Below are 26,287 nucleotides of genomic sequence, written 5' to 3' on the forward strand. Positions count from 1 at the left end.
GCCCTTGCCGAACTGCTGGAGATGGTCGGCGAAGACCGGATTGAACAGCAGCGGCACATGGCCGAAGAAATCGTGGAAGATGTCCGGCTCGACGATGTAGTCGAACTCTTCGGGATCGCGCAGCCATACGGTGACCGGGAAGCGCCGCTCGGCAAGGTGCTCGAAGAAGGTCAGGTCGGGGATGAGGCCCGGCACCGCGACCAGTTCCCAGCCGGTGGCCTTGTGCAGCGCTTCGGTGGTACGGTCCAGGCGCGGGATCTCGTCCGCGGCGTTGAGCTTGCCCAGGCTTTCGATGAACAGTTCGCACGCGCGGTCGGGTACCAGCTTTGCCTGCCGCTGGTACAGCTTGCGCCAAAGGGCGTGCTGTTCCGGCGCGTAGGCCGCCCAATCCTGGCGCACGACGTAACGCTCGTCGCAACTGCTGTAATCGCCGCGCAGCTTCCCGCCATCCGACTTCTCTTCCAGCGTCTTGAAAAAGTCCGCCTGGTCGACAGTGGTGTTCATGATGACTTTCCTTATGCGGAAACCTGGTCGTCCTTCAGCACGCCGCGCCGGATCTGGTCGAGCTCGATCGATTCGAACAGCGCGCGGAAATTGCCCTCGCCGAAGCCCTGGTCGCCCTTGCGCTGAATGATCTCGAAGAAGATCGGCCCGATCACCGTCTGCGTGAAGATCTGCAGCAGCAGTTCGCGGTTGGTCGCATTGCTGTTGCCGTCGATGAGGATGCGCAGCCGGCGCAGTTCGTCCAGCTTCTCGCCGTGGCCCGGCAGGCGCTTGTCGATCAGGTCGTAGTAGGTGTCGATGGTGTCCTGGAAGGCCACGCTCGACTTCTTCATGCTGTCGACGGTGCTGTAGATGTCGTCGGTACCGAGCGCGATGTGCTGGATGCCTTCGCCGTGATAGAGGTCGAGGTATTCCGCGATCTGGGACTTGTCGTCGGAGGATTCGTTGATCGGGATGCGGATCTTGCCGCAGGGGGACGTCATTGCCTTCGACTTCAGGCCGGTCAGCTTGCCCTCGATGTCGAAATAGCGGATCTCGCGGAAGTTGAACAGGCGCTCGTAGAATTCCGCCCATTCCTTCATGCGGCCGCGGTGCACGTTATGGGTCAGGTGGTCGATGTAGGTCAGGCCGTGGCCCTTGGGATTGGCCTCCGCGCCGGGAATAGCGACGAAGTCGACGTCGTAGATGCTGATGTCGCCGATCGCACCCTGCGACCCTTCCTTGCCACGCCAGCGGTCGACAAAGTAGATCAGGGAGTCGCCGATGCCCTTGATGGCGGGAATGTTCAATTCCATCGGGCCGGTCTTGTTGTCGAAGCCCCAGGCACCGAGCTCCAGCGCGCGCTTGTAGGCGTAGGCGGCATCCTTCACGCGGAAGGCGATGGCGCAGATCGACGGACCGTGCTGGCGCGCAAAGCGCTGCGCGAACGAATCCTTCTCGGCATTGATGATGAAGTTGACTTCACCCTGGCGGTACAGCGTCACATCCTTGTGGCGGTGGCGGGCGATCGCGGTGAAGCCCATCTGTTCGAACAACGCGCCGAGCGCCTTGGGATCGGGGGCAGCGTATTCGATGAATTCGAAGCCGTCGGTGCCCATCGGGTTGTCCCAGGGTTGGAAATCCATGCCTGTCTCCTTCAAAAATTTTAATAAATAGCTAAAAGCAGTATAGTCAAGGCAGGGAGGCAGAAGATTGCGAAATCGACCCACAGAAACAGAATTTTGGCAATAAAATTGCAAAACCTTTTTTAAAATTGGTGATCCATGTCAAGAATCAACCTGGACAAAACCGACCTCAAGATTCTTTCCATCCTGCAGACGAATGGCCGGCTGACCAACCAGGAAGTGGCGGAGAAGGTGAACCTGTCCCCCTCGCCCTGCCTGCGGCGCATCAGGAACCTGGAAGAATCCGGAGTGATACGGCAATACGTGGCGTTGCTCGACCCGGACAAGATCGGGCTCGGCCTGCTGGCTTATGTGAATGTCCGGCTGGAAAAGCACAGCGACGCTTCGCCCGGCAATTCACGCTCGCCGCGCGCGGATTTCGCCGCCTCGGTGGAAAACTGGCCGGAAGTGGTGGCGTGCTACGCGATGACGGGGGAGATGGATTACCTGCTGCGGGTGCACGTCGAAGACATGGAGCACTTTTCGCATTTCATGATGGAAACCCTGCTCAAGCACCCCGCCGTGCTGGACGTGAAATCAAGCTTTGCGCTGCAGCGCATCAAGGACACGACGGCCTTGCCGCTGGTGTGACGGCCGGCGCATGCCGCGCCGCCACGTTTACTTTCCCTTCATGCCCGGCAATCTGCGCCACCACTTCATGGCGGCTTTCGTATTTGCCTTGAGGGTGTAGTCGAAGCTCGCGAATTGCTCTTCCACCGCCTCGGCCAGCATGCTTCCCGGATTGGCCGGCGTCAGCTTCAGGTAGGCATCGGCCTCGCCGTATTCGCGGTGGATTTCCATCCCGGCTTTCTTTGCGATATGGATCATTGTCTGGTTCGACGACAGGCAATGCATGTACAAGGTGTCCACGTCCTCGTTGCGGCAGTGGATCGCGGCGCGCTCGAACAGCTTGGAGCCGACGCCGCGGCCCCGCGCGGAGGCGGAGACCGAGACGCCGAACTCCGCGATGCGCGCCTTCAGCGTTGCGTCGCTGAGCACCGGATTGGCTTCACGCGGCGCAAAGGCGAGGTGGCCGACACCGACCAGCGCCAGGTTGTCGTCGTAGACGCCGAATACCGTGTCGCGTGAAAAGTCGAGCGTCTGCACGTAGCGGGTCACCAGGTCATCCGGCAAGACCATGCCGAAACGCAGCAGCCGGTCGCTGTCGTCCAGCGCCAGGAAATGCATCAGCAGACGGCGGCGGTCGCGCTCGGACAATGCCTTCACGCGCACCGTGGGTTTGTCGGAAGACAACTGGTCGTTCATTTCGGGTGAAGGCGTCAGGCCTCCAAGTTCATTCGATTTCATTGCGCACTCCTCTCGGCGACGAGTTTTTGTGCAATGCACAATGCCATTTTAAGCGATCTGCCGGAAGAGGAAGGAGGCATCTTCTCAATATCCGCAACGGTTGACCCATATCAATGCAGAAATACCACAGCTCCGTGTTGCACTTACGTAAAAACCACAGTTGCTGTCCGCAGGGCACGGTTCAACAATGGCTGCTCCCCGTTTTGGTGAAGGACGTCACGATGTACGCAGCTTCTCGCAAGATCCTATCGGCATTATTGCTCGGCGCCACCGCACTTTCAGCCTTTGCCGAGGATGGCGTGACGGACACGAACATTCTCATCGGGCAGACCGTGGGCGTGACCGGCACCGTCGCCGGCCCGGTGAAGGAAATGAACGAGGGGGCGCTGGCATACATCGACCGCGTCAACAAGAAAGGCGGCGTCCATGGACGGCAGATCGTCCTGAAGACCCTGGACGACAAGTTCGACCCGGCGCTCACGCTCGCCAATGCCGAAACGCTGATCAAGAAGGACCGTGTGTTCGCGCTGTTCCAGGGGCGGGGCACGCCGCACACGCAGGGGATCCTGCCGCTGCTGGCGCAAAACAACGTGCCGCTGCTGGCGCCGAGCACCGGGGCAGCCGTGTTCCATGCGCCGGTGAATCGCCTGCTGTTCAATATCCGCGCGAAGTACCAGGACGAGATCGCCAAGGCGATCGAACATTTTGCCACCGTCGGCGTCCACCGGATCAGCATCCTGCATGTGGATGATGCGTTCGGACAGGACGGCCTGGAGGGCTTCCGCAAGGCGATGGACGCGCACAAGCTCACGCCCGTGTCGGTCACGGCTTTCGCGCGCGTGAAACCGGACTACGCCGCTGCGGCAGCGCAAGTCATCAAGGCCAATCCGGCCGCGCTGGTCATCGTCAGCTCCGCGAAGAACACCGCTGAAGTGATCAAGGCGATCCGCGCACAAGGCGGACAGATGCAGATCATGACGATGTCCAACAATTCCTCGCAGGCCTTCGTCGAGGATCTCGGCCCGGCCAGCGCCGGGGTGATCGTGTCGCAGATCACGCCGACGCCGCACCTGTTGTCGACGCCTCTGGGACAGGAATTCGCGCAGGCGGCGAAGGAATCGAAGATCACCGTGTCCTACGCGGCGATGGAGGGCTTCGTGAATGCGAAGGTGCTGGTGGAGGCCCTGCGCCGCGCCGGCCCCCGGCCGACCCGAGCCGGTTTCATTCAGGCGCTCGAATCCATGCAGCGCGTCGACTTCGGCGGGCTGATGGTGACCTACGGCCAGAACGACCATACCGGCAGCGAATTCGTCGAACTCACGATGATCGGCAAGAACGGCCGCTTCGTGCGTTGAAGCCTCGCTACTGCTGCTCACTCCCGGCCAGGGCCGAGACCGCCGCGACCCGCGCGGCCCGGACGGCTTCCGGAATGCGGGCCGGCTGCGCAGCGTGCTGCCGGGCCACTGCGCCCGCATTCACCCCGGCGGCGGCCGCCAGCGCCTGCTCCAGCCAGGCGCGCTGCGGGAAGGGGGTGTCCTCGAATCCCGCCCTGCCGCGGGAATCGCATTCGGCGGCCAGGAGCATCTCGGCGAAGCGTGCCGGCTTGCGGAACGCATCGCAGCGCTCGAGGAGCTTGACGATGGTGTCCGCGCGCAGCTCGAACGCGCGGGCGACGTTGCCATGCTCGCGCGCCGTCATGACCGCGAGGTCGCGGCAATCGCTCGGGATCTTCAGCCGCTTGCACACCTGCTCCACGAGGCGCACGCCCTGCCCTTCGTGGCCGTGGTGCGCCGGCCATGCTTCCGCGGGCGTCTCGCCTTTGCCGAGGTCGTGCACCAGCGCGGCAAACCGGACCGGCAAGCTGCAGCCCGTCCGCGCGGCATAGTCGACCACCATCATCACGTGGACGCCGGTATCGATCTCCGGATGGTGTTTTGCCGGCTGCGGCACACCCCAGAGCGCATCGAGCTCGGGCAGGATGCGCCCCAATGCGCCGCACGCGCGCAGGACATCGAACATGCGGGACGGCCTCGCTTCCATCAGTCCGCGCGACAACTCCTGCCACACGCGCTCGGGCACCAGCGCGTCGACTTCGCCGGCCTCGACCATCCTGCACATGAGCGCGTTGGTCTCGGGAGCGACGGTGAAATCGGTGAAGCGCGCCGCGAAGCGCGCCACGCGCAGGATACGCACCGGGTCTTCGAGGAAGGCTTCGGAAACATGCCTGAAGAGGCGCGCCTGCAGGTCGCGCCGGCCGCCGAAGGGGTCGACGATGCTGCCGTCGTCGGCGCGCGCCATCGCATTGATGGTCAGATCGCGGCGCACAAGGTCTTCTTCCAGCGTGACGTCCGGTTCGGCATGGAACACGAAGCCCTTGTAGCCGGGTGCCGTCTTCCGCTCGGTCCGGGCCAGCGCGTACTCTTCGTTCGTCTCGGGGTGGAGGAATACGGGAAAATCCTTGCCGACCGGCCGGTAACCGAGCGCGATCATCTGGTCCGGTGTCGCGCCGACGACCACATGGTCGTGGTCCTGCACCGGCAGGCCGAGCAGGGCGTCGCGCACCGCACCGCCGACGACATAGGTTTTCATCGCATTCAGCCCGGATAGCTGTCGTACTTTTCGAGCCGGTCAGTTTCCTTGAGCGCCTCGCTGATCCACTGTGCGACGGCGGGATGGGCGACGACACGGTCGACATAGGCCTGCAAGGCCGGCGGCAGCCACACGCCGTAGGTGCGGAAGCGCATGACGACCGGTGCGTAGTAGGCATCGGCGATCGAGAAGTCGCCGAACAGGAAATGATGCGGCCCCGAGCGCGCGAGACAGTCTTCCCAGATCTCGCAGATGCGCGCGATGTCCGCCTGCGATTCCGGCGTGCGGCCCTTGCCCGGGAAGCTGGCACGGATGTTCATCCACATCGACGTGCGCAGCGCCGTGAAGCCGGAATGCATCTCCGCGCAGATGGAGCGGGCAATGGCGCGCGCCTCGACGTCGCGCGGCCACATTCCCTTGTCGGGGAACTGCTCCGCCAGGTATTCGCAGATCGCCAGGGAATCCCACACCGTGGTCTGCCCGGCAACCAGTACCGGCACGCGCCCGGCCGCAGTATGCTGCGCGATCATCGACGAGGTTTCCGGCTTGCCCAGCGCAATGCGCACTTCCTCGAACGGAATACCGAAGGCAGTCATCGCCACCCACGGACGCATGGACCAGGAGGAATAATTCTTGTTGCCGATCACCAGTTTCAGTCCCGCCTTTTCCGCGGCGCTGAGGGTTTGCGAAAGGGTCGGGTCGAGTTCTGTGCTTTGCATGCTTGCCGTCCGTTGTTCGATTATTTTTCACGCAGAAGGGTCCGCCCGGCGCGAGCCGGCGTGCGGGATTCGAGGATATAGCTTTTGGGCGACTTTGCCAAACCGGGAAAGCCGCCCGGGAAATTCAGGCGGCAGCGGCGGTGTGTCGCGCCTTCGCGCGCAGGTAGTGCGGCGCGATCGCTTCGATGGGTGTCCACTGGATGCCCAGCTCATCGGCCAGGGCACTCCTGCGTACGTTGTCGACCGTCATCGAATCCAGATTGTCCCTGCTCATCAGCGGTCCGCCGGGCAGGTGCTCCAGGAAAAAAGCCTGCAGGCGGGCGAATGCGTCCGGCATGCCGACCACCGGACGCCGGTGGCCGGAATACTCGCCGGCCATCCTCACCAGCTCGCGTAGCGTATAGACCTTCGGCCCCGCCAGTTCGTAGATCTTACCGATCGTCCGGTTGTCCCTGAGGGCCGCGACGAAGGCGCGCGCCACGTCCTCCACATAGACCGGCTGGAACTTCGCATCGGCGCCGGCCAGCAGCATCAGCGGCAGCATCCGTTGCAACGAGGCGAACATGTTCAGAAAATGGTCGTTGTCGCCGAACACGACCGAAGGCCGGAAGATGGTGGTGGCGACCTCGGGCTGCGACATGGCGGCCGCTTCGCCGTCGCCCTTGGACCGCTGGTACATGGACGGCCCGTCGGGCGACGCCCCCAGCGCGCTCATGTGCAGGTAGCGGCGAATGCCGTTCCTCGCGCATGCCGCCACGACCCGCCGGGGCAATTCGACGTGGGCCTTGGCGAATTCCGGCCCGTAGCGCGTCCCCGCCGGCCCCGGCTTGCCGTGCAGGATGCCGACCAGGTTGATGACGGCATCCTGGCCATGCATCAGCCGGTCGAGCGTGGCATCGTCGTGGATGTTGGCGACGATCACGTCCTCGACAGCCGGCAACAGCAACAGGTGTGTCGCATGCCCCTCGCGCCGCGTCGGGACGGTGACGCGGCATTCGGAATCGACCAGTTTCGCAATGATGTGGCTGCCGATGAAACCGGTGCCGCCGAGGACCAGAATGTTTCGATATGCCATGATGCCTCCTCCTTCGCATGCCTGCACTGCCTGCATGTTTCTTTTTACTCCAGCAGGCGGCAGCCTTCAACGTGCGGTTTCGGGAAATTCATGATTGCGGCCGGAAAAGAAAAAAGCCACATCCGCGGATGTGGCTTTTCCGGTTGGCGGCAAGGCCGGTGCTCAGGGCAGTTCGCTCGTGGCGAAACCCTTCGGCGCCACGCTGCCGAGCCGCGCCTTCAGCGACTGCGGCTTGTCCTCGAACAGGGCAGCGTAATACGTCGCATTGGATAGCACTTTCTTCACGTAGTCGCGCGTCTCGGTGAAGGGGATCGATTCGGCGAAGATCGCTCCCTCGACCACGCGCGGCAGCGTCGAGCGCCAGGCGCGCGGCCGGCCCGGTCCCGCGTTGTAGGCAGCCGTCGCCAGCGCCTGCGAACCTTCGAGGTCGTGCAGCACCATGTTCAGATAGTTGGTGCCGAGCGTGATATTGGTGCCGATGTCGTTGACCTGATGCTGCGAGAAATTGCCCATGCCGATCTTGCGTGCAACGAACTGCGCGGTTGCCGGCATCAGTTGCATCAAGCCCGAGGCGCCGACATGCGAGCGTGCATTCATGATGAAACGCGATTCCTGGCGGATCAATCCGTACACCCAGGCCATGTCCAGGCTCAGGCGCTCGGTCGCCGCCACCATCACGTCGCGGAACGGCGTGGGGAAACGCTGCGTGAAGTCGAGCTCGGACTTGGTGCGGTCGGAGGTATTCACCATGCGGTCGAGCACATTCTTCTGGCGCGCGTACTCCGCCGCGGCGAGATGCTGGCGTTCATCCATCTTGCGCAGTTCCCAGTTCCACTCGCGATAGCCTTCGAAACGCATGTTCAGATCGAAGAATTTCAGCGCGCGGCGGAAGCCGGCGTTCTCTGCCATCGGTGCGATTTCCTCCGCGGTGGGCGCTTTCGCCCGCGGCGGAACCGTGACCTTCCTGCCCAGTTCCTCAAGCGCAAGCTGCCCGTAGAAATTGGTCTGGTCGGCAATCGAGCCGAACAGACGCTTGGCCTCTTCCTGGTCGCCTTCAGCAAGGTGCGCCCGGCCCAGCCAGTAGATCCATGCGGCATCGTTCTTCAGATTGGCAGGCATCGCTTCGACGGTGGACTTCACCAGCTTCCACTCGCCGGCGCGCAGCGCAGCGCGTGCTTTCCACTGGTAGCCGTCCGGCGAGAGCCGCGCGCCGTTGGTGCGGTGCCAGTAGACGATCGCATCCGGCGCGAGCTTCATGGACGCCTGCAGCGCGATCTGCGCCCACGCATGTTCGCGTTCGCGTTCGTTCAGCTGCTCGGCTGCCTTCACCAGCGCGCTGACGGCGCGCGACGGATCGTTCTTCGCACTGCGTCCCAGCGCAAGGATGAAGACCTCGCGCGAGGCGCGGTTGCCGCCGGGGCCGCGGGCAAGAATGCCGTCCGGCTTCTCGAAGGCCTGCACCAGCGCAGTCTCGCTGGCGTCGGTGACGGAAGCGATGCGGCGCAGGGTATTGGCAAACCCGGACTCGCCGATCATCCGCACATAGGTCCAGACGTCATCCTGCGTGAACTGCTTTGCCTCCACCAGGGTGACGATCAGCAAGGCGCAGGCTTCGCCGTAGTTCTGGGTGTTGACCAGTACGCCGCGCGCATCGTCGACGACGTCCTGTCCCTTCAGCGCCTTCGACGTCAGCGCATAGCACTTGACCTGGTTGTCATCGTTGAGCACAAACTGGGGATATTGTTCGTCGAACAGCGTCCAGTTGCGCGTGCGCCCCAGCTCGAGCAGCCAGTCGTTGCGCAGGCGGTCGGCAATGGCGCTGCCTTCGTAACGGGAAAGGTAATCGCGGATCTCCTGCTCGCCGGCGGTGTTGATGCGCGGGCGCAGGCGGAAATAATCGACGTAGGAGGGAATGGCATAATTGCCAAGGCGGGACGCAAGTTCGGCTGCGCGGTTCGCGTCGCCATTGCGAGCGGCGTCGCGCAATGCCAGGAAGACTTCGTCATCGCTGGCAAAGGCGGCAGGCTTCTTTGCCAGCGTGGCCGGGGCAAACAGCACCGACGCTGCGGCAAGTGCAACACCTGCAATCCATTTCATTTGAAACATCTATAAGGCCTTCATCACTGGTTCTACGTCTCGTAGGATAGCATGTCACCATGCCGGACAATACCGCACAAAAAGCCGCCCTGCGGCGCGAGCTGCTCGCGAACAGACAAGCGATTCCAACCGAAGTTCGCCGGGCGGGCGATGCCGTCATCGGCGAGCGCGTCCTCGCCTGGTGGAGCGCACATCCGGTCAGGACGATGGGCGTGTACTGGCCGATCCGCGGGGAGCCTGACCTGATGGATTGCTATCGCGCGTTGTTGGCACGTGGAGTAAGGCTGGCATTGCCGGTGGTAGCCGGCGCAGCGCCGCTGCGTTTCATCGAATGGAAGCCCGGCGACGCGATGACAAAGGATGCGTTCGGCGTCTCCATTCCGCTGTCGGGCGATGAAGTGCAGCCGGAAGCGCTGCTCATCCCTTGTGTGGGATTCAATGACGAAAGATTCAGGCTGGGGTATGGCGGCGGTTTTTACGACCGCACGTTGGAACGCGCGCCGCGGCCGGTGACGATAGGGATCGCTTACGCATGCGCCCGCACGAGTTTCGCTGCGGACGACCACGACATCGCGCTGGACGTCTTGATCACGGAAAGGTGAAAGGCAGGCCCGCGCCGGAATGCGCAGGCCTTCCCTGCCAACCGGCTCAGCCTGCGGGCAGGTTCAGGCGCTTCCAAAGCGCCGTGGTAGCAGCGGCCTGATTGAGCGTATAGAAGTGCATGCCCGGCACGCCGCCCGCCAGCAGGCGCTCGCAGAGGCCGGTCACGACATCGAGGCCGAATGCCTTGATCGACTCCGCGTCGTCGCCGTAGCTCGCCAGCTTCAGGCGAATCCAGCGCGGGATTTCCGCCCCACACATGTCCGAAAAGCGCATCAGCTGCGAGTAATTCGTGATCGGCATGATGCCGGCCACGATGGGAACGTCGACACCCGCCTTGCGCGCTTCATCGGCGAAGCGGAAGTAGGCATCCGCGTTGTAGAAGTATTGCGTGATCGCCGCATTGGCGCCGGCCTTCACCTTGCGCACGAAATTCTGCAGGTCGTCCTGCGGCGATTTCGCCTGCGGATGCATCTCGGGATAAGCGGCCACCTCGATGTGGAACCAGTCGCCGGTTTCGGCGCGGATGAATTCCACCAGTTCGTTCGCATAGCGGAATTCGCCCGATGCCCCGTAGCCGCTGGGCAGGTCACCGCGCAGGGCGACAACGCGGCGGATGCCGTGCGATTTGTACTCCTGCAGGATGGCGCGGATGCTCTCGCGCGTGCCGCCGATGCAGGACAGGTGAGGCGCCGCCTCATGGCCCTCGCGCTTGATGTCGAGGACGGTTTCGAGCGTCCCCTTCTGGGTGGAGCCGCCGGCGCCGAAGGTCACCGAAAAATACTTCGGGTTGAGCTCGGCCAGCCTGGCGCGGGTGGCGCGCAGTTTCTCCACGCCCTCGGGGGTCTTGGGCGGGAAAAACTCGATGCTGAAATTTTTCTGTGTCATGGTTACTTGAGTATCAAGGCGGACAAGGCCCACGAAATCAGGCTGTAGAGGATCGCCGCGCCCATCGCCGACCAGAAGCCGGCCACCTGGAAGCCGCCGACGAAACTGGCGACCGCCCAGAACAGCAGGCCGTTGATCACGAAGATAAACAATCCGAGCGTGAGCACCGTCACCGGCAGGGTGAGCAGCACGAGCAGCGGCCGGATCAACACATTGACCAGGCCCAGCACCAGTGCCGCAACCAGCGCGGTGGTGAAGCTTTCGACGCGAACGGACTGCATCAGGTAAGGCAGCGCAAACAGCGCGGCCGCGTTGATCAGCCAGGTGACAAGCAGGCGCATGGTTTTCCTCCCTGGATAAACCTTTCCTGTCGCGGTGCGGCCCTCCGCCGCGGCGGAGGGCACTCCGTCATTCTTAGTAGCGGTAGTGGTCGGCCTTGTACGGGCCTTCCTTCTTCACGCCGATGTAGGCGGCCTGCTCCTCGGTCAGTTCGGTCAGCTGCGCGTTGAGCTTCTTGAGCTGCAGGCGCGCGACCTTTTCGTCGAGGTGCTTGGGCAGCGTGTACACGCCCACCGGATAGGACGCGGTGTTGGAGTACAGCTCGATCTGCGCGATGGTCTGGTTGGCGAAGGAGGAGCTCATCACGTAGGACGGATGGCCGGTGCCGCAGCCGAGGTTGACCAGGCGGCCTTCGGCCAGCAGGATGATGCGCTTGCCGTCCGGGAAGATGACGTGATCGACCTGCGGCTTGATGTTCTCCCAGGTGTACTGGCGCAGCGCGGCGACTTCGATTTCGTTGTCGAAGTGGCCGATGTTGCACACGATCGCCTGGTCCTTCATGCGCTTCATGTGCTCATGCGTGATCACATGGTAATTGCCGGTGGCGGTGACGAAGATGTCGCCATGCTCGCTCGCGTACTCCATGGTCACGACGCGGTAGCCTTCCATGGCGGCCTGCAGTGCGCAGATCGGGTCGATCTCGGTGACCCAGACCTGGGCTGACAGCGCACGCAGTGCCTGGGCCGAGCCCTTGCCTACGTCGCCGTAACCGCACACCACGGCGATCTTGCCCGCCACCATGACGTCCGTCGCACGCTTGATGCCGTCGACCAGCGATTCACGGCAGCCGTACAGGTTGTCGAACTTGGACTTGGTGACGGAGTCGTTGACGTTGATGGCCGGGAAAGCCAGCTTGCCTTCCTTGTGCATCTGGTACAGGCGATGCACGCCGGTCGTGGTTTCTTCGGTCACGCCCTTGATCTGCGCCAGGCGGGTGGAATACCAGTCGGGCGATTGGGCCAGCTTTTTCTTGATCGCATTGAACAGGCAGGTCGCTTCTTCCGAATCCGGGTTGGCCAGCACGCTCTGGTCCTTTTCCGCACGCGCGCCGAGGTGCAGCAGCAGGGTGGCATCGCCGCCGTCATCGAGGATCATGTTGGAATAGCCGCCGTCCGGCCATTCGAAGATGCGGTGGGTGAAGTCCCAGTACTCGTCCAGGTTCTCGCCCTTGAAGGCGAACACCGGCGTGCCGTTGGCGGCGATCGCGGCGGCGGCATGGTCCTGGGTGGAGTAGATGTTGCAGGATGCCCAGCGGACCTTGGCGCCCAGCGCTTCCAGCGTCTGGATCAGCACGGCGGTCTGGATGGTCATGTGCAGGGAGCCGGTGATGCGCGCGCCCTTGAGCGGCTGCGATGCGGCGTATTCCTCACGGATGGCCATCAGGCCGGGCATTTCCGTTTCGGCAATCTTGATTTCCTTGCGGCCCCAATCGGCCAGGCCGAGATCGGCGACGAAGAAATCCTGGGAAGTGGTATTGGACAACACGGCGCTCATCACGCCCTCCTTTCTGAAATAGAGAAAAAAGTAACGTGAGCGCCGTTGCGAAAAAGATATCCAAGCCTGACACGGTCATGGGAAAACCGTGCTGCAACGCTCCTTGGAGCCGGGATTATAACCTACGCAAGCCTACGCAAGTCCGGCAAAAATCAACAAACCTCAATGATCCATCAGCGCCTTGTTCGAGGTGCGCTGGATCGGTGACGCACTCCCGGCCGGCACGCTGCGCTCGATCCACGCCAGCATGTCCTTCCAGATGCGCAGCACTTCATCCCTGGGAGGCATCGCCTGCGCGTTCGGCAGTTCGATGGTGATCACCGGGACATTCTTGTGCATGCCGCCATAGTTGCCAAGCGAGCCGGGATAGACCCCGACCCGGCTGTAATACAGCCGCCCGAAACGCCGCGGCGGCTTGGCGGGACCGTCGAAGTCCAGCACGCCGAAGGGCGCGTGGACGGAGATGATCACATGCGGCTTGAAACGTTCCATCTCGGCGTTCAGCCAGCGGCTTTCCGGCTCCGACAGCGGCGACTGCCCGGGAAAGCGGCGCGGGTCGCTGCCCGTGGTCTTCATCCAGTAGCGCTTGGCATCCTGCTCCCAGCCGGGCGTCGGGAAATTGCGGTTCAGGTCGACGCCGTTGGCATTCACACGCTGCGGCTTGGCGGCCAGCAGACCATCCGGATTGACGACCGGCGCAACGTGCCAGTGGAAGGCTTGCGCCGGGGGCGCCTGCAGCAATTGCATCCACTGGAACACGATGGCCGCCGCAGTCAGCTCGTCGCCGTGGATGCCGCCCAGGAGCAGCACCCGTACCGGCTCGCCCTTCTTGGCCGATTTCGCCGGTGGAATCGAGCGCATCAGGATCGGGAAACCGTTCCGGGAAGTCGCGCCGGTGGGCTGCAGGCCGCTGCGCAGGCAGCCGGCGGCATTGACGCCGGGCAGCCGGGGGGTCAGGCGGTTGCACCACTCGGCCTGCTGGGCAGCGCTTGCCGGAGCGGCAAGCGCGGGAATGCATGCCGCCACAGCCAGCAGTGCAGTGACATTGCGGATCAATCGCACAATAACTTCATCCAATTGTTGAGCCTGCCCGAGAACTTACTGCAACCAGGCCCATTCCGCCACTGCACGCGTAGCGGTGTTACTACAGTCCGGCAGCGGCGCGCAGCGCGGCGGCCTTGTCGGTACGCTCCCAGGAGAATTCCGGCTCTTCGCGGCCGAAGTGGCCGTAAGCGGCGGTCTTCGCATAGATCGGACGGAGCAGATCCAGCATCTGCACGATGCCCTTCGGGCGCAGGTCGAACAATTCGTGCACCAGGATCGCCAGTTTTTCATCGCTGATCTTGCCGGTGCCGAAGGTGGTGACCATGATCGACGTCGGCTTGGCAATGCCGATGGCGTAAGACACCTGGATCTGGCAGCGCTTGGCCAGGCCGGCGGCCACGATATTCTTCGCGACGTAGCGGCCGGCGTAGGCGGCGGAACGGTCCACCTTGGACGGGTCCTTGCCGGAGAACGCGCCGCCGCCGTGCGGGGCTGCGCCGCCGTAGGTGTCGACGATGATCTTACGGCCGGTCAGGCCGCAGTCGCCCTGCGGGCCGCCGATGACGAAACGGCCGGTCGGGTTGATCAGGTAACGCGTATTCTTCAGCCACTCACTGGGCACGACCGGCTTGATGATTTCCTCGATCGCCGCCTCCTCGATCGCCTTGTGCTCCATTTCCGGGCTGTGCTGGGTGGACAGCACGACCGTGTCGATCGCGACCGGCACGCCGTCGACATACTTCAGCGTGACCTGGGATTTGGCATCCGGGCGCAGCCAGGGCAGGCGGCCGTCCTTGCGCAGTTGCGACTGGCGCTCGACGATGCGGTGCGCGTAGTAGATCGCGGCCGGCATCAGTTCCGGCGTTTCGTCGCAGGCATAGCCGAACATCAGGCCCTGGTCGCCGGCGCCCTGGTCGAGGTCGAGGCCCTTGCCTTCGTCCACGCCCTGCGCGATGTCCGGCGACTGCTTGTCGTAGGCGACCAGCACGGCGCAGCTCTTGTAATCGATGCCGTAGTCGGCATTGTCGTAGCCGATGCGCTTGATGGTGTCGCGCGCGACATGGATGTAGTCGACGTTGGCGGTGGTGGTGATTTCGCCGGCGAGAACGACCAGGCCGGTGTTGCAGAGGGTTTCAGCCGCCACGCGCGCCTTCGGATCCTGCGCCAGGATGGCGTCGAGGATCGCATCGGAAATCTGGTCGGCGACTTTGTCGGGGTGTCCTTCGGAAACGGATTCCGAAGTAAAGAGGTATTCGTTTGCCATCGCAAGCTCCTGTTATTAAGTATTGCTGGACCATGTCGCGGCCAACATTGCGAGCCTGCGACGCTTTAGCGAAATTTATATGCCGCCTCGCAAGTTGTCTGTTAACTCGGCGGGTACTCCAGATGTGTTATTTTACGCGTCTTCAAAAGTTTCTCAACATTTCCCTGCCGCACAATTGATGCTCGTCAGACTTTTCCGCCTGCTGTCCATCCTGCCGCTTCCCGTCCTGCACGGACTCGGTTCGGCATTGGGCTGGCTGGTCTACCTGGCATCGCCATCCTATCGCCGTAGACTGAAAGACAATATCACCCGTGCCGGCTATGCCGGCTCCCTTTCATCGGCCATCGCCGAAGCCGGCAAGAACATCCTCGAACTTCCTTTCGTCTGGTGCGCCAGCCCGGAACGCGTGCTGCGCACCGCGCATGTCGAAAACTGGGACGTGGTGCAATCGGCCCTCGATGAAAAACGCGGCATCATCTTCCTGACGCCGCACCTCGGCTGCTTCGAGATCCTGGCGCAAAAGGTGGCGACCATCACGCCGCTCACGGTGATGTACCGTCCGCCGAAGAAATCGGCGCTCAAACCGCTGGTCGAAGACGCGCGGGCGCGCATCAACCTCGGTCTGGCGCCGGCCACCATGTCCGGCGTGCGCACGCTGCTCAAGACCCTCAGGCAGGGTGGCCCGATCGGCATCCTGCCCGACCAGGTGCCGCAGGAAGGTGAAGGGGTCTGGGCCGAGTTCTTCGGCAAGCCCGCCTACACCATGACCCTGCCGGCCAAACTGCAGCAGATGACCGGCGCGCCGATCATCCTCTCGTATGCGGAGCGCCTCGCAGGCGGCAAGGGCTTCGCGCTGCGCTTCGTGCGCTTCGACCGCGAGCTGGCCGGCTCGCCCGCGGAACAGGCCCGCGCCATCAATGCCGGCATGGAAGAACTGATCGCGCGCTGCCCGTCGCAGTATTTCTGGAGTTACAACCGTTACAAGGCGCCTGACGGCGTGGCAGGTCCGGAGGCCCAATGAGAGTTTTGCTAGGCGTAATGTGGCTGCTGCATTGGCTGCCCCTTCCCATTCTTGCGCGCATCGGCGAAGGCGTCGGTTCGCTGCTGTTTCTGCTCGTGAAATCGCGGCGCCGTATCGCACTGACCAACCTGCGGCTATGCCTGCCGGACCTGTCCGAGGCCGAACGCTACACGATCGCAAAAAAGCACTTCCAGGCCTACGCGCGCAGCGTGCTCGAGCGCGCCCTCCTGTGGTGGGCGCCGGTGTCCCGGCTGCGCCGCCTGATCCATGTCGAGCCACGCGTGCCCCTCGACGTCATCCAGTCGGGACCGACCATCCTGCTCTGCCCGCACTTCGTCTCGCTCGACGTGGCCGGCGTAGCCGTCGTGCTGGAAACCAACCTGTGCTCGATCTACACGAAACAGCAGAACAAGGTGTTCGACGATGCCTTGCGCAAGGGCCGCCTGCGCTTCGGACCGGTGCGCCTGTTCTCGCGCGGCGAAGGCGTGAAACCCATCATCCGCGCCATGCGGGAAGGTCTGCCCTTCTTCATGCTGCCCGACATGGATTTCGGCGAGAAGGATGCGGAGTTCGTCCCCTTCTTCGGTATTCCGGCCGCCACCCTGACCGCCCCCGCGCGCATTGCCGGCACCGTCGGCGCGAAAGTGGTTCCGGTGATCGCGACCTTCCTTCCCGGCTACAAGGGATGGAAAGTCACTTTCTATCCGCCGTGGGAAAATTATCCCGGCGGCGACATCGCGGAGGCGACGCGCCGCATGAATGCCTTCATCGAGGAACGCGTGCTGGAAGCGCCTGCCGAATACTTCTGGGCGCACAAGCGCTTCAAGACCCGTCCGCCGGGCGCTCCCAGCCTTTACACAAAGGACTGAGCGGGCGGCAGATGCCGGGAGAGCGTTCTATAATCTCGGCATGAAACTCAAATTCACCAAGATGCATGGCGCCGGCAACGATTTTGTCGTGATCGACGCCATCAACCAGCACATCGACTTCACGCCGGAACAATGGAAGAAGCTGGCTGACCGCCGCTTCGGCGTCGGCGCGGATCAGATGCTTGTCGTCGAGAAGCCGCAAGTCCCCGGCGTCGACTTCCGTTACCGCATCTATAACGCCGACGGCGGCGAAGTGGAGCAGTGCGGCAACGGTGCGCGCGCCTTCGTCAAGTTCGTGACCGACAAGGGGCTGACCGACAAGCGCGCGATCCGGGTCGAGACGATGGCCGGCGTGATCGAGCCGAAGCTCGAATCCGACGGCCGCATTACCGTGGACATGGGCGCGCCCGTCCTGGAACCGGCACAGGTCCCCTTCGATGCCGCCGGCCTTTCCGGCAAGCGCGAGGGTGCCGACACGCTGTGGCCGCTGGAGATCAACGGCAGGACAAGCTGGTTTTCGGTGGTCTCGATGGGCAATCCGCACGCGGTGCAGGTGGTCGACGAGGCGCAGACCGCGGCCGTGCACCTGGACGGCCCGGTGATCGAAAACCATCCCCGTTTTCCGAGGCGGGTCAATGCCGGCTTCATGCAGGTGGTCGACCGCCGCTCGGTCCGGCTGCGCGTGTTCGAGCGCGGCGCCGGTGAAACGCTGGCCTGCGGGACAGGCGCCTGCGCCGCCGTGGTTGCCGGCATCCGCCGCGGCCTGCTCGACTCTCCCGTCAAGGTTGCCACGCTCGGCGGCGAGCTCTCGATCGCGTGGGCCGGCGAGGGCAAACCGGTCATGATGACCGGCCCTGCCGCCACGGTGTTCGAAGGCGAGATCGACGTCTGAGCTACCCTCGCCTACGCCAGTGTCTTCAACCTGTACAGGCGCTGGCGGAAGTTTCCCTCCTCCCCGCCGGCGGCACGTTCGAAGGCCGCCACCACGCGGTCCAGCACGCGCCGCTCTTGCGCCGTCTGCACCAGGACCAGCCGGCGCTTGCTGTGCGGATGTTCCGCGCGCACATCGACAACCAGGCAATGTCCGCAATCCGAGGCCTTCGGATCGATCAGCAGCGCTTCGGCGCGCGACAGCCCGAAGCGCGCCGCCAGTTCCAGTCGCGCGACGAGCAAGGGTTCGCTCCCGGCCGCATCACGAGGCAGGCGCTGCAGGATAGCTTCTGCCCACGGAGCCGGCTCGGCGTTGCCGGCGATCCGCGCCAGCATGCCCGGCGCCGCTTCCACGCCGCGCGACTGCGCCTTGAGCAGCCATTCGGCAGCGCGCACGTCATTCGACGGGTGTCCGAGCCTGGCCCGCCACAGCGACACGCCCAGGTCGAACTGGGCCAGCCCGTGGCCGGCCTCGGCGGCCTTTTCGAGACAGCGGCAGGCATCCGCCGGACTGCGCAGCGCGCCCTCCGGTTTCTGGTAAATCTTCGACAGCGCGTACCACGCCTCGGGCAGACAGTGACCTGCCGCCAACGATAGCCAGCGGATCGCCCGCTTGTAGTTGGCCGCACCGGGCACGCCCTCAAGCCGCCGGCCGTCGGCATCCATGCGTGCCAGCCACAAGCCGAGTGCCAGCTGCGCCTGGCTATCTCCGGTCTGGGCGGCCCATTCGAGCAGGCGCGTGATGGCGGCCGCCTCGGGGCTGCCATTCGCTGACATCGCGTGTGCCGCCCGCAGGACCAGTGCCAGGTCCCGTTCGCTGGCGCCGCCCGCGGGCTGTCCGGAGGACACGATGGCCTCAGCCAGCGGACCCGCCCATTGCAGGAAGGCAGCGAGGTCGCCCCTCGCCCAGGCATGTTCGGCCATGGCATGGCGTGCGTCCGGCACGCCGTTGCGCGCCGCCCGGGCCGCCCATTCGAGCGTGGCTTCATTGCCCGCACGCTCGTCGCACTCTGCCCGGGCGACCTGTCCCGGCAACTGCGCCAGCATCCACTGTGCCTCGGCACTCCCCGCATGGGCCGCCGCCTGCAGGGCTCGCATCGCCTTGTTGCGCACGGCGTCGTCCGCGAGACCGTGCTCCCCGCCGAGCACCAGCCGGGCAAGGACGATGCCGGCCTGCGCGACGCCGGCGTCGTATGCGCGCTCGTACCAGAGCGCCAGCCGGCCGGGCTGCGCGGCCCCCCTCGCCGTTTCAACAGGCACATGCTCCCCGATCAGCATCCATGCTTCCGGCTCGCCTTGGCGGGCCGCCCGATCGAGCCAGTACAATGCGGTCGGCAGGCTTCTCGGCAGGCCGGCGCCCCCGAAAAGGTAGCGTTTTCCCAGCCTGAGCTGCGCGGACGCCTCTCCTGCCCGCGCGGCGCGGATGATGAGGAGATCTTCGCGGTTTGCCATGCTGATTTCCCGCCCGCGGCCTGCTGCGCCGGCAATGTGGACAAAATGCCACATTCCCTTGCGCAGCAATCGTTAACCGGCATATCCCTTGACCAATTCCTCGCACGCACCGGTCCGGTGACCTATCCTGAAAGCGCGGGGTTCATCCGGCGTGTCACCTGACTGGGAGCCAAATATGAAGCGGTCGTCGCCTGCGCTTGCATACAGTGCGCTATTGCTGGTAACCAACAATGTTTCCGGTCAGACATCCCTAACCTTGTACGGCATCGTCGATGCAGGAGTGGTCTACGAACGGGGAGCGCCGGCCGGGAGCGTTACCAAATTGACCAGCGGCGTGCAGTCCGGTTCTCGGCTCGGGTTCAAGGGCATGGAGGACCTGGGCGGTGGCCTGTCGGCGAAGTTCGCGCTGGAAGCCGGCTTCAATACCGATACCGGCAGCCTGGGACAGGGCGGACTGCTGTTCGGCCGCCAGGCCTGGGTAGGGCTGGGCAACCGCTGGGGCGACCTCAGCTTCGGCCGGCAATACACGCCGCATTACCTCCTGCTGGACCAGGTCGATCCGTTCGGCACCGGGCTCGCCGGCAGCGCGACCAACCTCATGTCGACCACCACGCGCATGAACAACACGGTCAAGCTGGCCACGCCGGACTGGAGGGGCTTCACCGGTGAACTGGCGTATGGCTTCGGCGAAGTGCCGGGCGACAGCACGGCAAACCGGCAGCTCGGCGCCTCGCTCGGCTATGCGCGCGGTCCGCTGGTGATGAAGATCGCCCATCATCGCGTCGAAGACGCCACGGGTATCGACAACGCGCGCAGCACCCTGCTCGGCGGACGTTACGATTTCGGAATGGCGGCGGCAAGCCTGGGCGTGGGACTGAACCGGGGCACGGGAGCCGCCGACAATCGCGATTACATGCTCGGCGTCACCGTTCCCGTTGGCGCCGGCGCCGTCCTCGCATCCTTCACCCGCAAGGACGACCGCAGCGGCGGCAACGCCGACGCCGACCAGTGGGCGCTCGGCTACACCTATGCCCTGTCCCGGCGCACCAACCTCTACACCTCCTTTGCCCGCATCGAGAACGACCCGGGCGCAGGTTTCACGGTTGGCAACGCCACGGAACCGGGGTCCGGGGACAAGGCGTTCAACATCGGCATCCGGCACAAGTTCTGATAGCGCGTCCAGTCGCGTCCACGCGGCAACGCCGCTCGGTTGTCGGTTAAAATCACGGCTTCCTGACCCTGAGCCGCGCATATGACTTACCACCTGGACTCCGCCGCCGTCGCCGATTTCCTTTCCGACAATCCGCATTTCTTCGAGGAGCACAGCGAGCTGCTGGGACGCGTCAAGCTGACCAGCCCCGTCGCCGGACGCGCCGTGTCGCTGCAGGAGCGCCAGATGGAAGTGTTGCGCGACAAGATCAAGTCGCACGAGCTGCGCCTGGCCGAACTGCTGCGCATCGCGCAGGACAACGACGCGATCACCGACAAGTTCCACCAGTGGACCCGTTCGCTGCTGCTGGCGCGTAATGACGTCGACATGCCGCACACTCTTGTCAACGGCTTGCAGACCATCTTCTCCTTGCCGCATGCGACCCTGCGCCTGTGGGGCGTGGCCGAGGATTATGCACACACCTGGTTCGCCGCGGAGGTCTCCGAAGATGCGCGGATTTTCTGCAATGGCTTGACGGCGCCCTACTGCGGCCCCAACCAGGATTTCGAAGCCGCGTCGTGGTTCGATGAAGGTGCGTCGGTCCAGTCCATCGCCATGCTGCCGCTGCGCCGTCCCGATGCGACCGAAGCCTTCGGCCTGCTGGTGCTCGGCTCGCCCGATCCGCAGCGCTTCACCGCGGACATGGCAACCGACTACCTCGCCAAGATCGGCGAGACGGCAAGCGCCGCCATGGCCTGCCTGTTGGACTAAGGACGGTGTGAGCAAGGAGGCAAACCGGGCGCAGCTTGCCCGTTATCTCGAACACCTGGAAAAGCAGCGCAAGCTTGCGCTGCACACCGTCCGCAACTACGCGCGCGACCTGCACGACCTGCTGGACTTTGCCGAATCCCTCCCGGGCAAGCCCGCGTTCACGGCCATCACGCAATTTCATATCCGCAAACTGGCCGCGGAAATGCATGCCGGCGGCCTGAACCCGCGCTCCATCGCGCGCAAGCTTTCGGCCTGCCGCGGCTTCTTCGACTGGCTGGCGCAGGACGGTCTGATCCCCGCCAATCCCGTGGATGGCGTCAAACCGCCCAAGCGCGACAAGCCCTTGCCCAAGGCCTTGTCGGCCGACGATGCTGTGCGCGTGGTGTCGGAGCCGAGGCCGGGGCGCGATGCGCAGTCGGCAAGCCAGTTGTGCAACCGGGCGATGTTCGAATTGCTGTACTCGAGCGGTCTGCGGGTATCGGAACTCGCGGGGCTCGACGCACAGTATGCGAAGGATGGCGGCTACGAGTCCGCCGGCTGGCTGCATATCGCCGACCAGGAGGTGGAAGTCATCGGCAAAGGGAGCAAGCGGCGCCGCGTGCCCGTCGGCCAGCATGCGATGCAGGCCATCGCCGCCTGGCTCGCGGTACGCCACACGCTGGTGAAGCTCGATCCGCATCCGCTATTCCTGACCGAGCGCGGCACGCGAATGTCGCCGCGGGTGATCCAGTTGCGGCTCAAGGCGCATGCGCAGGCGCTGGGCATCCCGGCGAACGTTCATCCGCACGTGCTGCGTCATTCATTCGCCTCGCACGTGCTGCAATCGTCCGGCGACCTGCGGGCCGTGCAGGAAATGCTCGGCCATGCCTCGATCGCCGCGACGCAGGTCTACACCTCGCTCGACTTCCAGCGGCTGGCCCAGGTGTACGACGCCGCCCATCCGCGCGCGAAAAAGACAAGCTCGGACAAATAACCAGTACGCCCTTCACGCGTACACCCTTTATCGGAATCTTCCATGCTGACCATCACCCTGAAACCCGGGAAAGAAAAAAGCCTTTTGCGGCGCCACCCCTGGATCTTCCCCACCGCCATCGACCGCATCGAAGGCAAGCCGGAAGAAAAGAACAAGGCCGGCGCCACCGCCATCGTGCGCTCCGCTACCGGTCAGTTCCTGGCGCGTGCCGCTTACAGCCAGAAGTCGCAGATCCGCGCGCGGGTCTGGAGCTTTGACGAGAACGAACCGGTCGACCACGCGCTGATCAAGCGACGCGTGAAGAAGGCCGTGGCCTACCGCATGCAGGCCGTGCGCGACACTGACGCCATCCGTCTCATTTTCGGCGAGGCGGACGGCTTCCCCGGACTGGTCGTGGACTGGTACGCAGGCAAGCAGGGCTATCTGGTCTGCCAGTTCCAGTCGGCCGGTGTCGAAGCCTGGAAGGCACCCATCGTGCAGACGCTGATTGCCGAGACCGGCTGCCCGAACGTCTACGAGCGCTCCGACGCCAGCGTGCGAGGCCGCGAAGGCCTGCCGCCGGTCACCGGCTCGCTGGCAGGCGATGAACCGGGCGACGAAACGCTGGTCTCGGAAAACGGCGTGCGCTACGCGGTGGACATCAAGACGGGACACAAGACCGGTTTTTACATCGACCAGCGCGACAACCGCCGCATGGTGATGGAGCACGCCGCCGGCCGCGACGTGCTGAACTGCTTCTGCTACACCGGCGGATTCTCGCTGGCGGCACTGAAGGGCGGCGCCAGGAGCGTGGTCTCGATCGATTCATCGGGCGAGGCGCTGGCCATCGGCAAGCGCAACGTCGAACTGAACGGCTTCGATGCCGCGAAGGCCGAGTGGTGGGATGCGGATGTGTTCAAGACCTTGCGCAGCCTGCGCGAACAGGGAAAGTCCTTTGACCTGATCGTGCTCGACCCGCCGAAGTTCGCCGCCTCGCCGGACCAGGTGGAACGCGCGGCGCGCGCCTACAAGGACATCAACCTGATCGGCCTGCAGCTGCTGCGCGAAGGCGGGCTGCTGTACACCTATTCCTGCTCGGGCGCGATCAGCGCCGACCTGTTCCAGAAGATCGTCGCCGGCGCCGCCAACGACGCGAAGGTCGATGCGCGCATCTTGCGGCGGCTGCATGCCGGGGTGGACCATCCCATGACCACCAGCTTCCCGGAAGGCGAGTACCTGAAGGGCTTGATGCTGCACAAGCCTTGAGGGAAATAAAATTGCATTCGGATCAATTTTTGCAACTCGATTGCAAAATTGCGTCATAATTTTCCGTCACATTTTTTACCGCAATTCATTAATGAGCAGCAAAGCGAGCAGCAAAGCCAAGTCCGACAACCGCGCCGGCCGCAAGGCGCCGGACGCCGTCGCGCGTGCCGAAGCGCAGCTGCGCGGAGCTTCGGTGCGCATCACCGAGGCGCGGGTGAAGGTGCTGGCCGCGCTGCTCGAGGCCGGGCGCGCGTTCTCGCACCAGGACGTGCAGGAATCCTTTTCCGACATGGACCGGGTCACGCTGTACCGCGCCCTCGATTGCCTGACCGATGCCGGGCTGGCCCACAAGATCGCCGGCGACGACCGCGTGTTCCGCTACAGCGCCGGCGCCGAGCACGGCAGCGAGCCGCACCACCAGCACGGGCACTTCAAGTGCACGCGCTGCGCGAAAGTATTCTGCCTCGACAGCATCGCCGAGGCAGAGAGCCTGCAGAACGCCTTGCAGCAATCGCTGGGCAAGGGTTTTCGCAGCCATGACATCGAATTCACGATCAAGGGATGGTGCGCCGACTGCGCGCACTAGAAATACTGATGACACTCGTTCCTGCAACCATACTCACCGGCTTCCTGGGCGCCGGCAAGACCACGCTGCTCAACCGCATCCTGAAGGAGCCGCATGGACACCGCATCGCCGTGATCGAGAACGAGTTCGGCGAAGAAAACATCGACAACGAAATCCTCGTCCAGGAAAGCAATGAACAGATCGTCGAGATGAGCAACGGCTGCGTCTGCTGCACCGTGCGCGGCGACCTGATCCTCGCGCTCGGCACGCTGGCGCAAAAGCGCAATGCCGGCGAACTTTCATTCGACCACGTGGTGATCGAGACCACCGGCCTGGCCAACCCCGGCCCGGTGGCGCAGACCTTCTTCATGGACGATGAAGTCGCCATGCATTACATGCTCGATGCGGTCATCACCGTCGTCGACGCCAAACACGCGATGCAGCAGCTCGACCAGCATGAAGAAGCGCAGCGCCAGGTAGGCTTCGCCGACCGGCTGCTGCTATCCAAGACCGACCTTGTGGGCGCCGGCGATGTCGAAGCACTCAGCGCGCGCCTGAAGCGCATCAATCCGCGGGCACCGATCCTGAAAGTCGATTTCGGCACCCTTCCCATCGGCGAATTCGTGGACCTGCGCGGCTTCAACCTGAACGACAAGATCGAGATCGACCCCGACTTCCTGGCCGAGGAAGAGCACGCGCACCACGAATGCGGCGAGCATTGCGGCCACGAGCATCATCATCACGAGCACAGTCATTCCAACCACGCCGATGACATTGCCGCCTTCGTCTTCCGCAGCGACCGCCCCTTCGATACGGCGCGCCTGGACGAATTCCTGGGCAGTATCGTGCAGGTGTTCGGCCCGCGCATGCTGCGCTACAAGGGCGTGCTGTGGATGCAGGGCGCCGACCGCAAGGTGGTGTTCCAGGGCGTGCACCAGACCATGGGCACCGACATCGGCGCCAAATGGGCGGATGGCGAAGCGCGCGGGAGCAAAATGGTATTCATCGGCAAGAATCTCCCGAAAGAAACTTTTATTAGCGGTTTGGAACAGTGTTTGGTATAAACTATTGAACAGGTATTGATGTAGATTCAAGCAGTGGAGGTAGTCGTTTGGCAAGATGCGTCGACAGTAGTCGCACGCGGCGCCCGATGGTATCCAAGCCTGCCTGAGAACGGTGGGGACGGTTTTCGCGGTTTTCGCGGTTTTCGGGTCGGGATCGACAGGTCGGGCGGTTCATCATACGAGGGGACCATGAACGCAACCGTGACAAGATCCGCCACCAAGAGCACATCGGCTAAAACGCCGGCCAAAGGCAAGGCTGCAGCGCCGGCAACCAAATCGGCCCTGAAAACGGTTGCGGACAAGGTGGACAAGACCGCTCCCGCCGCCCCTAAACCCGCTCCCAAGTCCTCATCCGCGACAACGAAATCCATTGCCAAACCAGGTAAAACCACGGTAAAAAGCAGTGTTACGCCTGCGGCCAGGACAAACGCCAAGGGAGCTGACACAACAAAAACAGTACCGGCCGCGACCCGGGCAGCCGCCGCCAAGGCAGCGGTCCCCAAACCGGCCAAGGGAGCAACAGAATCGAAGCAGGCAGTACAAGCTTCGAGCTTGAGTTCCAAGGAGACATCCGGTGCAAGCATGAGCAGCAGCAATGTGCCCGCCGGGTTAACAGATAAAATGGAAAAATCCGCAGTTTCGAAAGTAAGCGAAGTGGCTACCAAAACAACTAAACCGACCGCCGCCCCTGCTGAGGGCCGACTGCTCACCGAGGAAGAAATCCTCAAGATGAGCGACAAGGACTACATGAACGACGCGCAGCTCGCCTTCTTCAAGGCGCGGCTGCAACAGCTCGAACGTGACCTGCTGAAGAATGCCGGCGAAACCACGGAGCACCTGCGCGAAACCGTGCTCGTCCCCGATCCGGCCGACCGCGCCACGATCGAGGAAGAGCACGCGCTGGAACTGCGCACGCGGGACCGTGAGCGCAAGCTGCTGAAGAAGGTGCAGCAGGCCATCGCCAGCATCGACGCCGGCGACTACGGCTGGTGCGAAGAGACCGGCGAACCGATCGGCATTCCGCGCCTCCTGGCACGCCCCACGGCCACGCTCTCGCTCGAAGCCCAGCAACGGCGCGAGCTGAAGCAGAAGCTCTACGGGGACTGACCCGCGGGCTCTCGCCCGGGCAACCGGGCAGCAAGCGACAAGCGCACGATCCTCGT

Annotated in this window: 25 protein-coding genes, 1 pseudogene and 1 riboswitch; of the genes and pseudogenes, 13 read left to right on the plus strand and 13 right to left on the minus strand. The window is 63.8% G+C overall.

The features are described 5' to 3' along the window. Positions 1–504, minus strand: a pseudogene (locus VFF99_RS18870) (phenylalanine 4-monooxygenase); the annotation flags it as partial. Between the two features lie 11 nt (positions 505–515). Then, a complete protein-coding gene (gene hppD / locus VFF99_RS18875; protein ID WP_325020468.1) occupies positions 516–1,628 on the minus strand; it encodes a 4-hydroxyphenylpyruvate dioxygenase in 1,113 nt (370 codons plus the stop codon). Between the two features lie 138 nt (positions 1,629–1,766). Here hppD and VFF99_RS18880 point away from each other — a divergent pair, with 138 nt between their 5' ends. Continuing rightward, positions 1,767–2,258, plus strand: coding sequence for an Lrp/AsnC family transcriptional regulator (locus tag VFF99_RS18880; RefSeq protein ID WP_325020469.1), 492 nt, complete (start codon positions 1,767–1,769; stop codon positions 2,256–2,258). 27 nt (positions 2,259–2,285) lie between these two features. Here VFF99_RS18880 and VFF99_RS18885 read toward each other — a convergent pair whose 3' ends face one another. Continuing rightward, positions 2,286–2,933: a GNAT family N-acetyltransferase gene (locus tag VFF99_RS18885; RefSeq protein WP_325020502.1), complete on the minus strand. Its 648-nt coding sequence runs from the start codon at positions 2,931–2,933 to the stop codon at positions 2,286–2,288. Positions 2,934–3,196: 263 nt separating this feature from the next. On the opposite strand from VFF99_RS18885, the gene VFF99_RS18890 reads away from it, so the two are divergent. Then, positions 3,197–4,330 carry an ABC transporter substrate-binding protein gene (locus VFF99_RS18890; RefSeq protein ID WP_325020470.1) on the plus strand — a complete coding sequence of 378 codons (1,134 nt, stop codon included), beginning with the start codon at positions 3,197–3,199 and terminating at the stop codon, positions 4,328–4,330. A 7-nt stretch (positions 4,331–4,337) separates the two neighbouring features. Here VFF99_RS18890 and VFF99_RS18895 read toward each other — a convergent pair whose 3' ends face one another. From VFF99_RS18895 to VFF99_RS18910, 4 genes are all read right to left on the minus strand, one after another. After that, positions 4,338–5,564, minus strand: coding sequence for a multifunctional CCA addition/repair protein (locus tag VFF99_RS18895; RefSeq protein ID WP_325020471.1), 1,227 nt, complete (start codon positions 5,562–5,564; stop codon positions 4,338–4,340). A 5-nt stretch (positions 5,565–5,569) separates the two neighbouring features. Continuing rightward, positions 5,570–6,283: a glutathione S-transferase family protein gene (locus VFF99_RS18900; RefSeq protein WP_325020472.1), complete on the minus strand. Its 714-nt coding sequence runs from the start codon at positions 6,281–6,283 to the stop codon at positions 5,570–5,572. Between the two features lie 124 nt (positions 6,284–6,407). Beyond that, on the minus strand, positions 6,408–7,358 hold the full coding sequence (locus VFF99_RS18905) for a complex I NDUFA9 subunit family protein (RefSeq protein WP_325020473.1): 951 nt from the start codon (positions 7,356–7,358) through the stop codon (positions 6,408–6,410). 162 nt (positions 7,359–7,520) lie between these two features. After that, positions 7,521–9,464 carry a lytic transglycosylase domain-containing protein gene (locus VFF99_RS18910; RefSeq protein ID WP_325020474.1) on the minus strand — a complete coding sequence of 648 codons (1,944 nt, stop codon included), beginning with the start codon at positions 9,462–9,464 and terminating at the stop codon, positions 7,521–7,523. Between the two features lie 50 nt (positions 9,465–9,514). On the opposite strand from VFF99_RS18910, the gene VFF99_RS18915 reads away from it, so the two are divergent. Continuing rightward, on the plus strand, positions 9,515–10,057 hold the full coding sequence (locus VFF99_RS18915; protein ID WP_325020475.1) for a 5-formyltetrahydrofolate cyclo-ligase: 543 nt from the start codon (positions 9,515–9,517) through the stop codon (positions 10,055–10,057). Positions 10,058–10,103: 46 nt separating this feature from the next. Here VFF99_RS18915 and metF read toward each other — a convergent pair whose 3' ends face one another. From metF to metK, 5 genes are all read right to left on the minus strand, one after another. After that, positions 10,104–10,943 (minus strand): methylenetetrahydrofolate reductase [NAD(P)H], encoded by an 840-nt coding sequence (gene metF, locus VFF99_RS18920; RefSeq protein ID WP_325020476.1) that lies wholly within the window; start codon positions 10,941–10,943, stop codon positions 10,104–10,106. Positions 10,944–10,945: 2 nt separating this feature from the next. Beyond that, a complete protein-coding gene (locus VFF99_RS18925; RefSeq protein WP_325020477.1) occupies positions 10,946–11,284 on the minus strand; it encodes a phage holin family protein in 339 nt (112 codons plus the stop codon). A 73-nt stretch (positions 11,285–11,357) separates the two neighbouring features. Further along, on the minus strand, positions 11,358–12,776 hold the full coding sequence (gene ahcY, locus VFF99_RS18930) for an adenosylhomocysteinase (RefSeq protein WP_325020478.1): 1,419 nt from the start codon (positions 12,774–12,776) through the stop codon (positions 11,358–11,360). A 30-nt stretch (positions 12,777–12,806) separates the two neighbouring features. After that, positions 12,807–12,885, minus strand: a riboswitch (S-adenosyl-L-homocysteine riboswitch). Positions 12,886–12,938: 53 nt separating this feature from the next. After that, the gene (locus VFF99_RS18935) at positions 12,939–13,853 is read right to left on the minus strand and encodes a M14 family zinc carboxypeptidase (protein WP_325020479.1); all 915 of its coding nucleotides are present in this window, start codon (positions 13,851–13,853) and stop codon (positions 12,939–12,941) included. Between the two features lie 67 nt (positions 13,854–13,920). After that, a complete protein-coding gene (gene metK, locus VFF99_RS18940; RefSeq protein WP_325020480.1) occupies positions 13,921–15,084 on the minus strand; it encodes a methionine adenosyltransferase in 1,164 nt (387 codons plus the stop codon). A gap of 178 nt (positions 15,085–15,262) precedes the next feature. Between metK and VFF99_RS18945 the strand changes: the two genes are divergently transcribed. From VFF99_RS18945 to dapF, 3 genes are read left to right on the plus strand one after another with little or no spacing between them, the layout of a single operon-like run. Next, on the plus strand, positions 15,263–16,105 hold the full coding sequence (locus VFF99_RS18945; RefSeq protein WP_325020481.1) for a lysophospholipid acyltransferase family protein: 843 nt from the start codon (positions 15,263–15,265) through the stop codon (positions 16,103–16,105). Next, complete coding sequence (locus VFF99_RS18950; protein WP_325020482.1) at positions 16,102–16,974, plus strand: lipid A biosynthesis acyltransferase; 873 nt, start codon at positions 16,102–16,104, stop codon at positions 16,972–16,974. The genes VFF99_RS18945 and VFF99_RS18950 overlap by 4 nt, the downstream gene beginning before the upstream one ends. Positions 16,975–17,014: 40 nt before the next feature. Next, positions 17,015–17,866, plus strand: a complete 852-nt coding sequence (dapF, locus tag VFF99_RS18955) for a diaminopimelate epimerase (RefSeq protein ID WP_325020483.1) — start codon at positions 17,015–17,017, stop codon at positions 17,864–17,866. Positions 17,867–17,877: 11 nt separating this feature from the next. Here the strand turns inward: dapF and VFF99_RS18960 are convergent, their stop codons facing one another. Then, positions 17,878–19,356: a hypothetical protein gene (locus VFF99_RS18960; RefSeq protein ID WP_325020484.1), complete on the minus strand. Its 1,479-nt coding sequence runs from the start codon at positions 19,354–19,356 to the stop codon at positions 17,878–17,880. A 175-nt stretch (positions 19,357–19,531) separates the two neighbouring features. Between VFF99_RS18960 and VFF99_RS18965 the strand changes: the two genes are divergently transcribed. The 7 genes from VFF99_RS18965 (at position 19,532) to dksA (ending at position 26,231) form a co-directional block, all read left to right on the plus strand. Further along, positions 19,532–20,527, plus strand: a complete 996-nt coding sequence (locus tag VFF99_RS18965) for a porin (protein ID WP_325020485.1) — start codon at positions 19,532–19,534, stop codon at positions 20,525–20,527. Between the two features lie 81 nt (positions 20,528–20,608). After that, entirely contained in the window at positions 20,609–21,277 is a 669-nt protein-coding gene (locus VFF99_RS18970; RefSeq protein ID WP_325020486.1) for a DUF484 family protein, read from the plus strand. 7 nt (positions 21,278–21,284) lie between these two features. Beyond that, on the plus strand, positions 21,285–22,250 hold the full coding sequence (locus VFF99_RS18975; RefSeq protein WP_325020487.1) for a tyrosine recombinase XerC: 966 nt from the start codon (positions 21,285–21,287) through the stop codon (positions 22,248–22,250). 42 nt (positions 22,251–22,292) lie between these two features. Beyond that, the gene (locus tag VFF99_RS18980; RefSeq protein ID WP_325020488.1) at positions 22,293–23,495 is read left to right on the plus strand and encodes a class I SAM-dependent rRNA methyltransferase; all 1,203 of its coding nucleotides are present in this window, start codon (positions 22,293–22,295) and stop codon (positions 23,493–23,495) included. Between the two features lie 91 nt (positions 23,496–23,586). Next, positions 23,587–24,081 carry a Fur family transcriptional regulator gene (locus tag VFF99_RS18985; protein ID WP_325020489.1) on the plus strand — a complete coding sequence of 165 codons (495 nt, stop codon included), beginning with the start codon at positions 23,587–23,589 and terminating at the stop codon, positions 24,079–24,081. Between the two features lie 8 nt (positions 24,082–24,089). Continuing rightward, on the plus strand, positions 24,090–25,124 hold the full coding sequence (locus tag VFF99_RS18990; protein ID WP_325020490.1) for a GTP-binding protein: 1,035 nt from the start codon (positions 24,090–24,092) through the stop codon (positions 25,122–25,124). Between the two features lie 621 nt (positions 25,125–25,745). Next, a complete protein-coding gene (gene dksA, locus VFF99_RS18995; RefSeq protein WP_325020503.1) occupies positions 25,746–26,231 on the plus strand; it encodes an RNA polymerase-binding protein DksA in 486 nt (161 codons plus the stop codon). Positions 26,232–26,287 lie beyond the last annotated feature (56 nt).

It is taken from the genome of Noviherbaspirillum sp., assembly GCF_035654295.1.
Classification (GTDB): Bacteria; Pseudomonadota; Gammaproteobacteria; order Burkholderiales; family Burkholderiaceae_D; genus Noviherbaspirillum.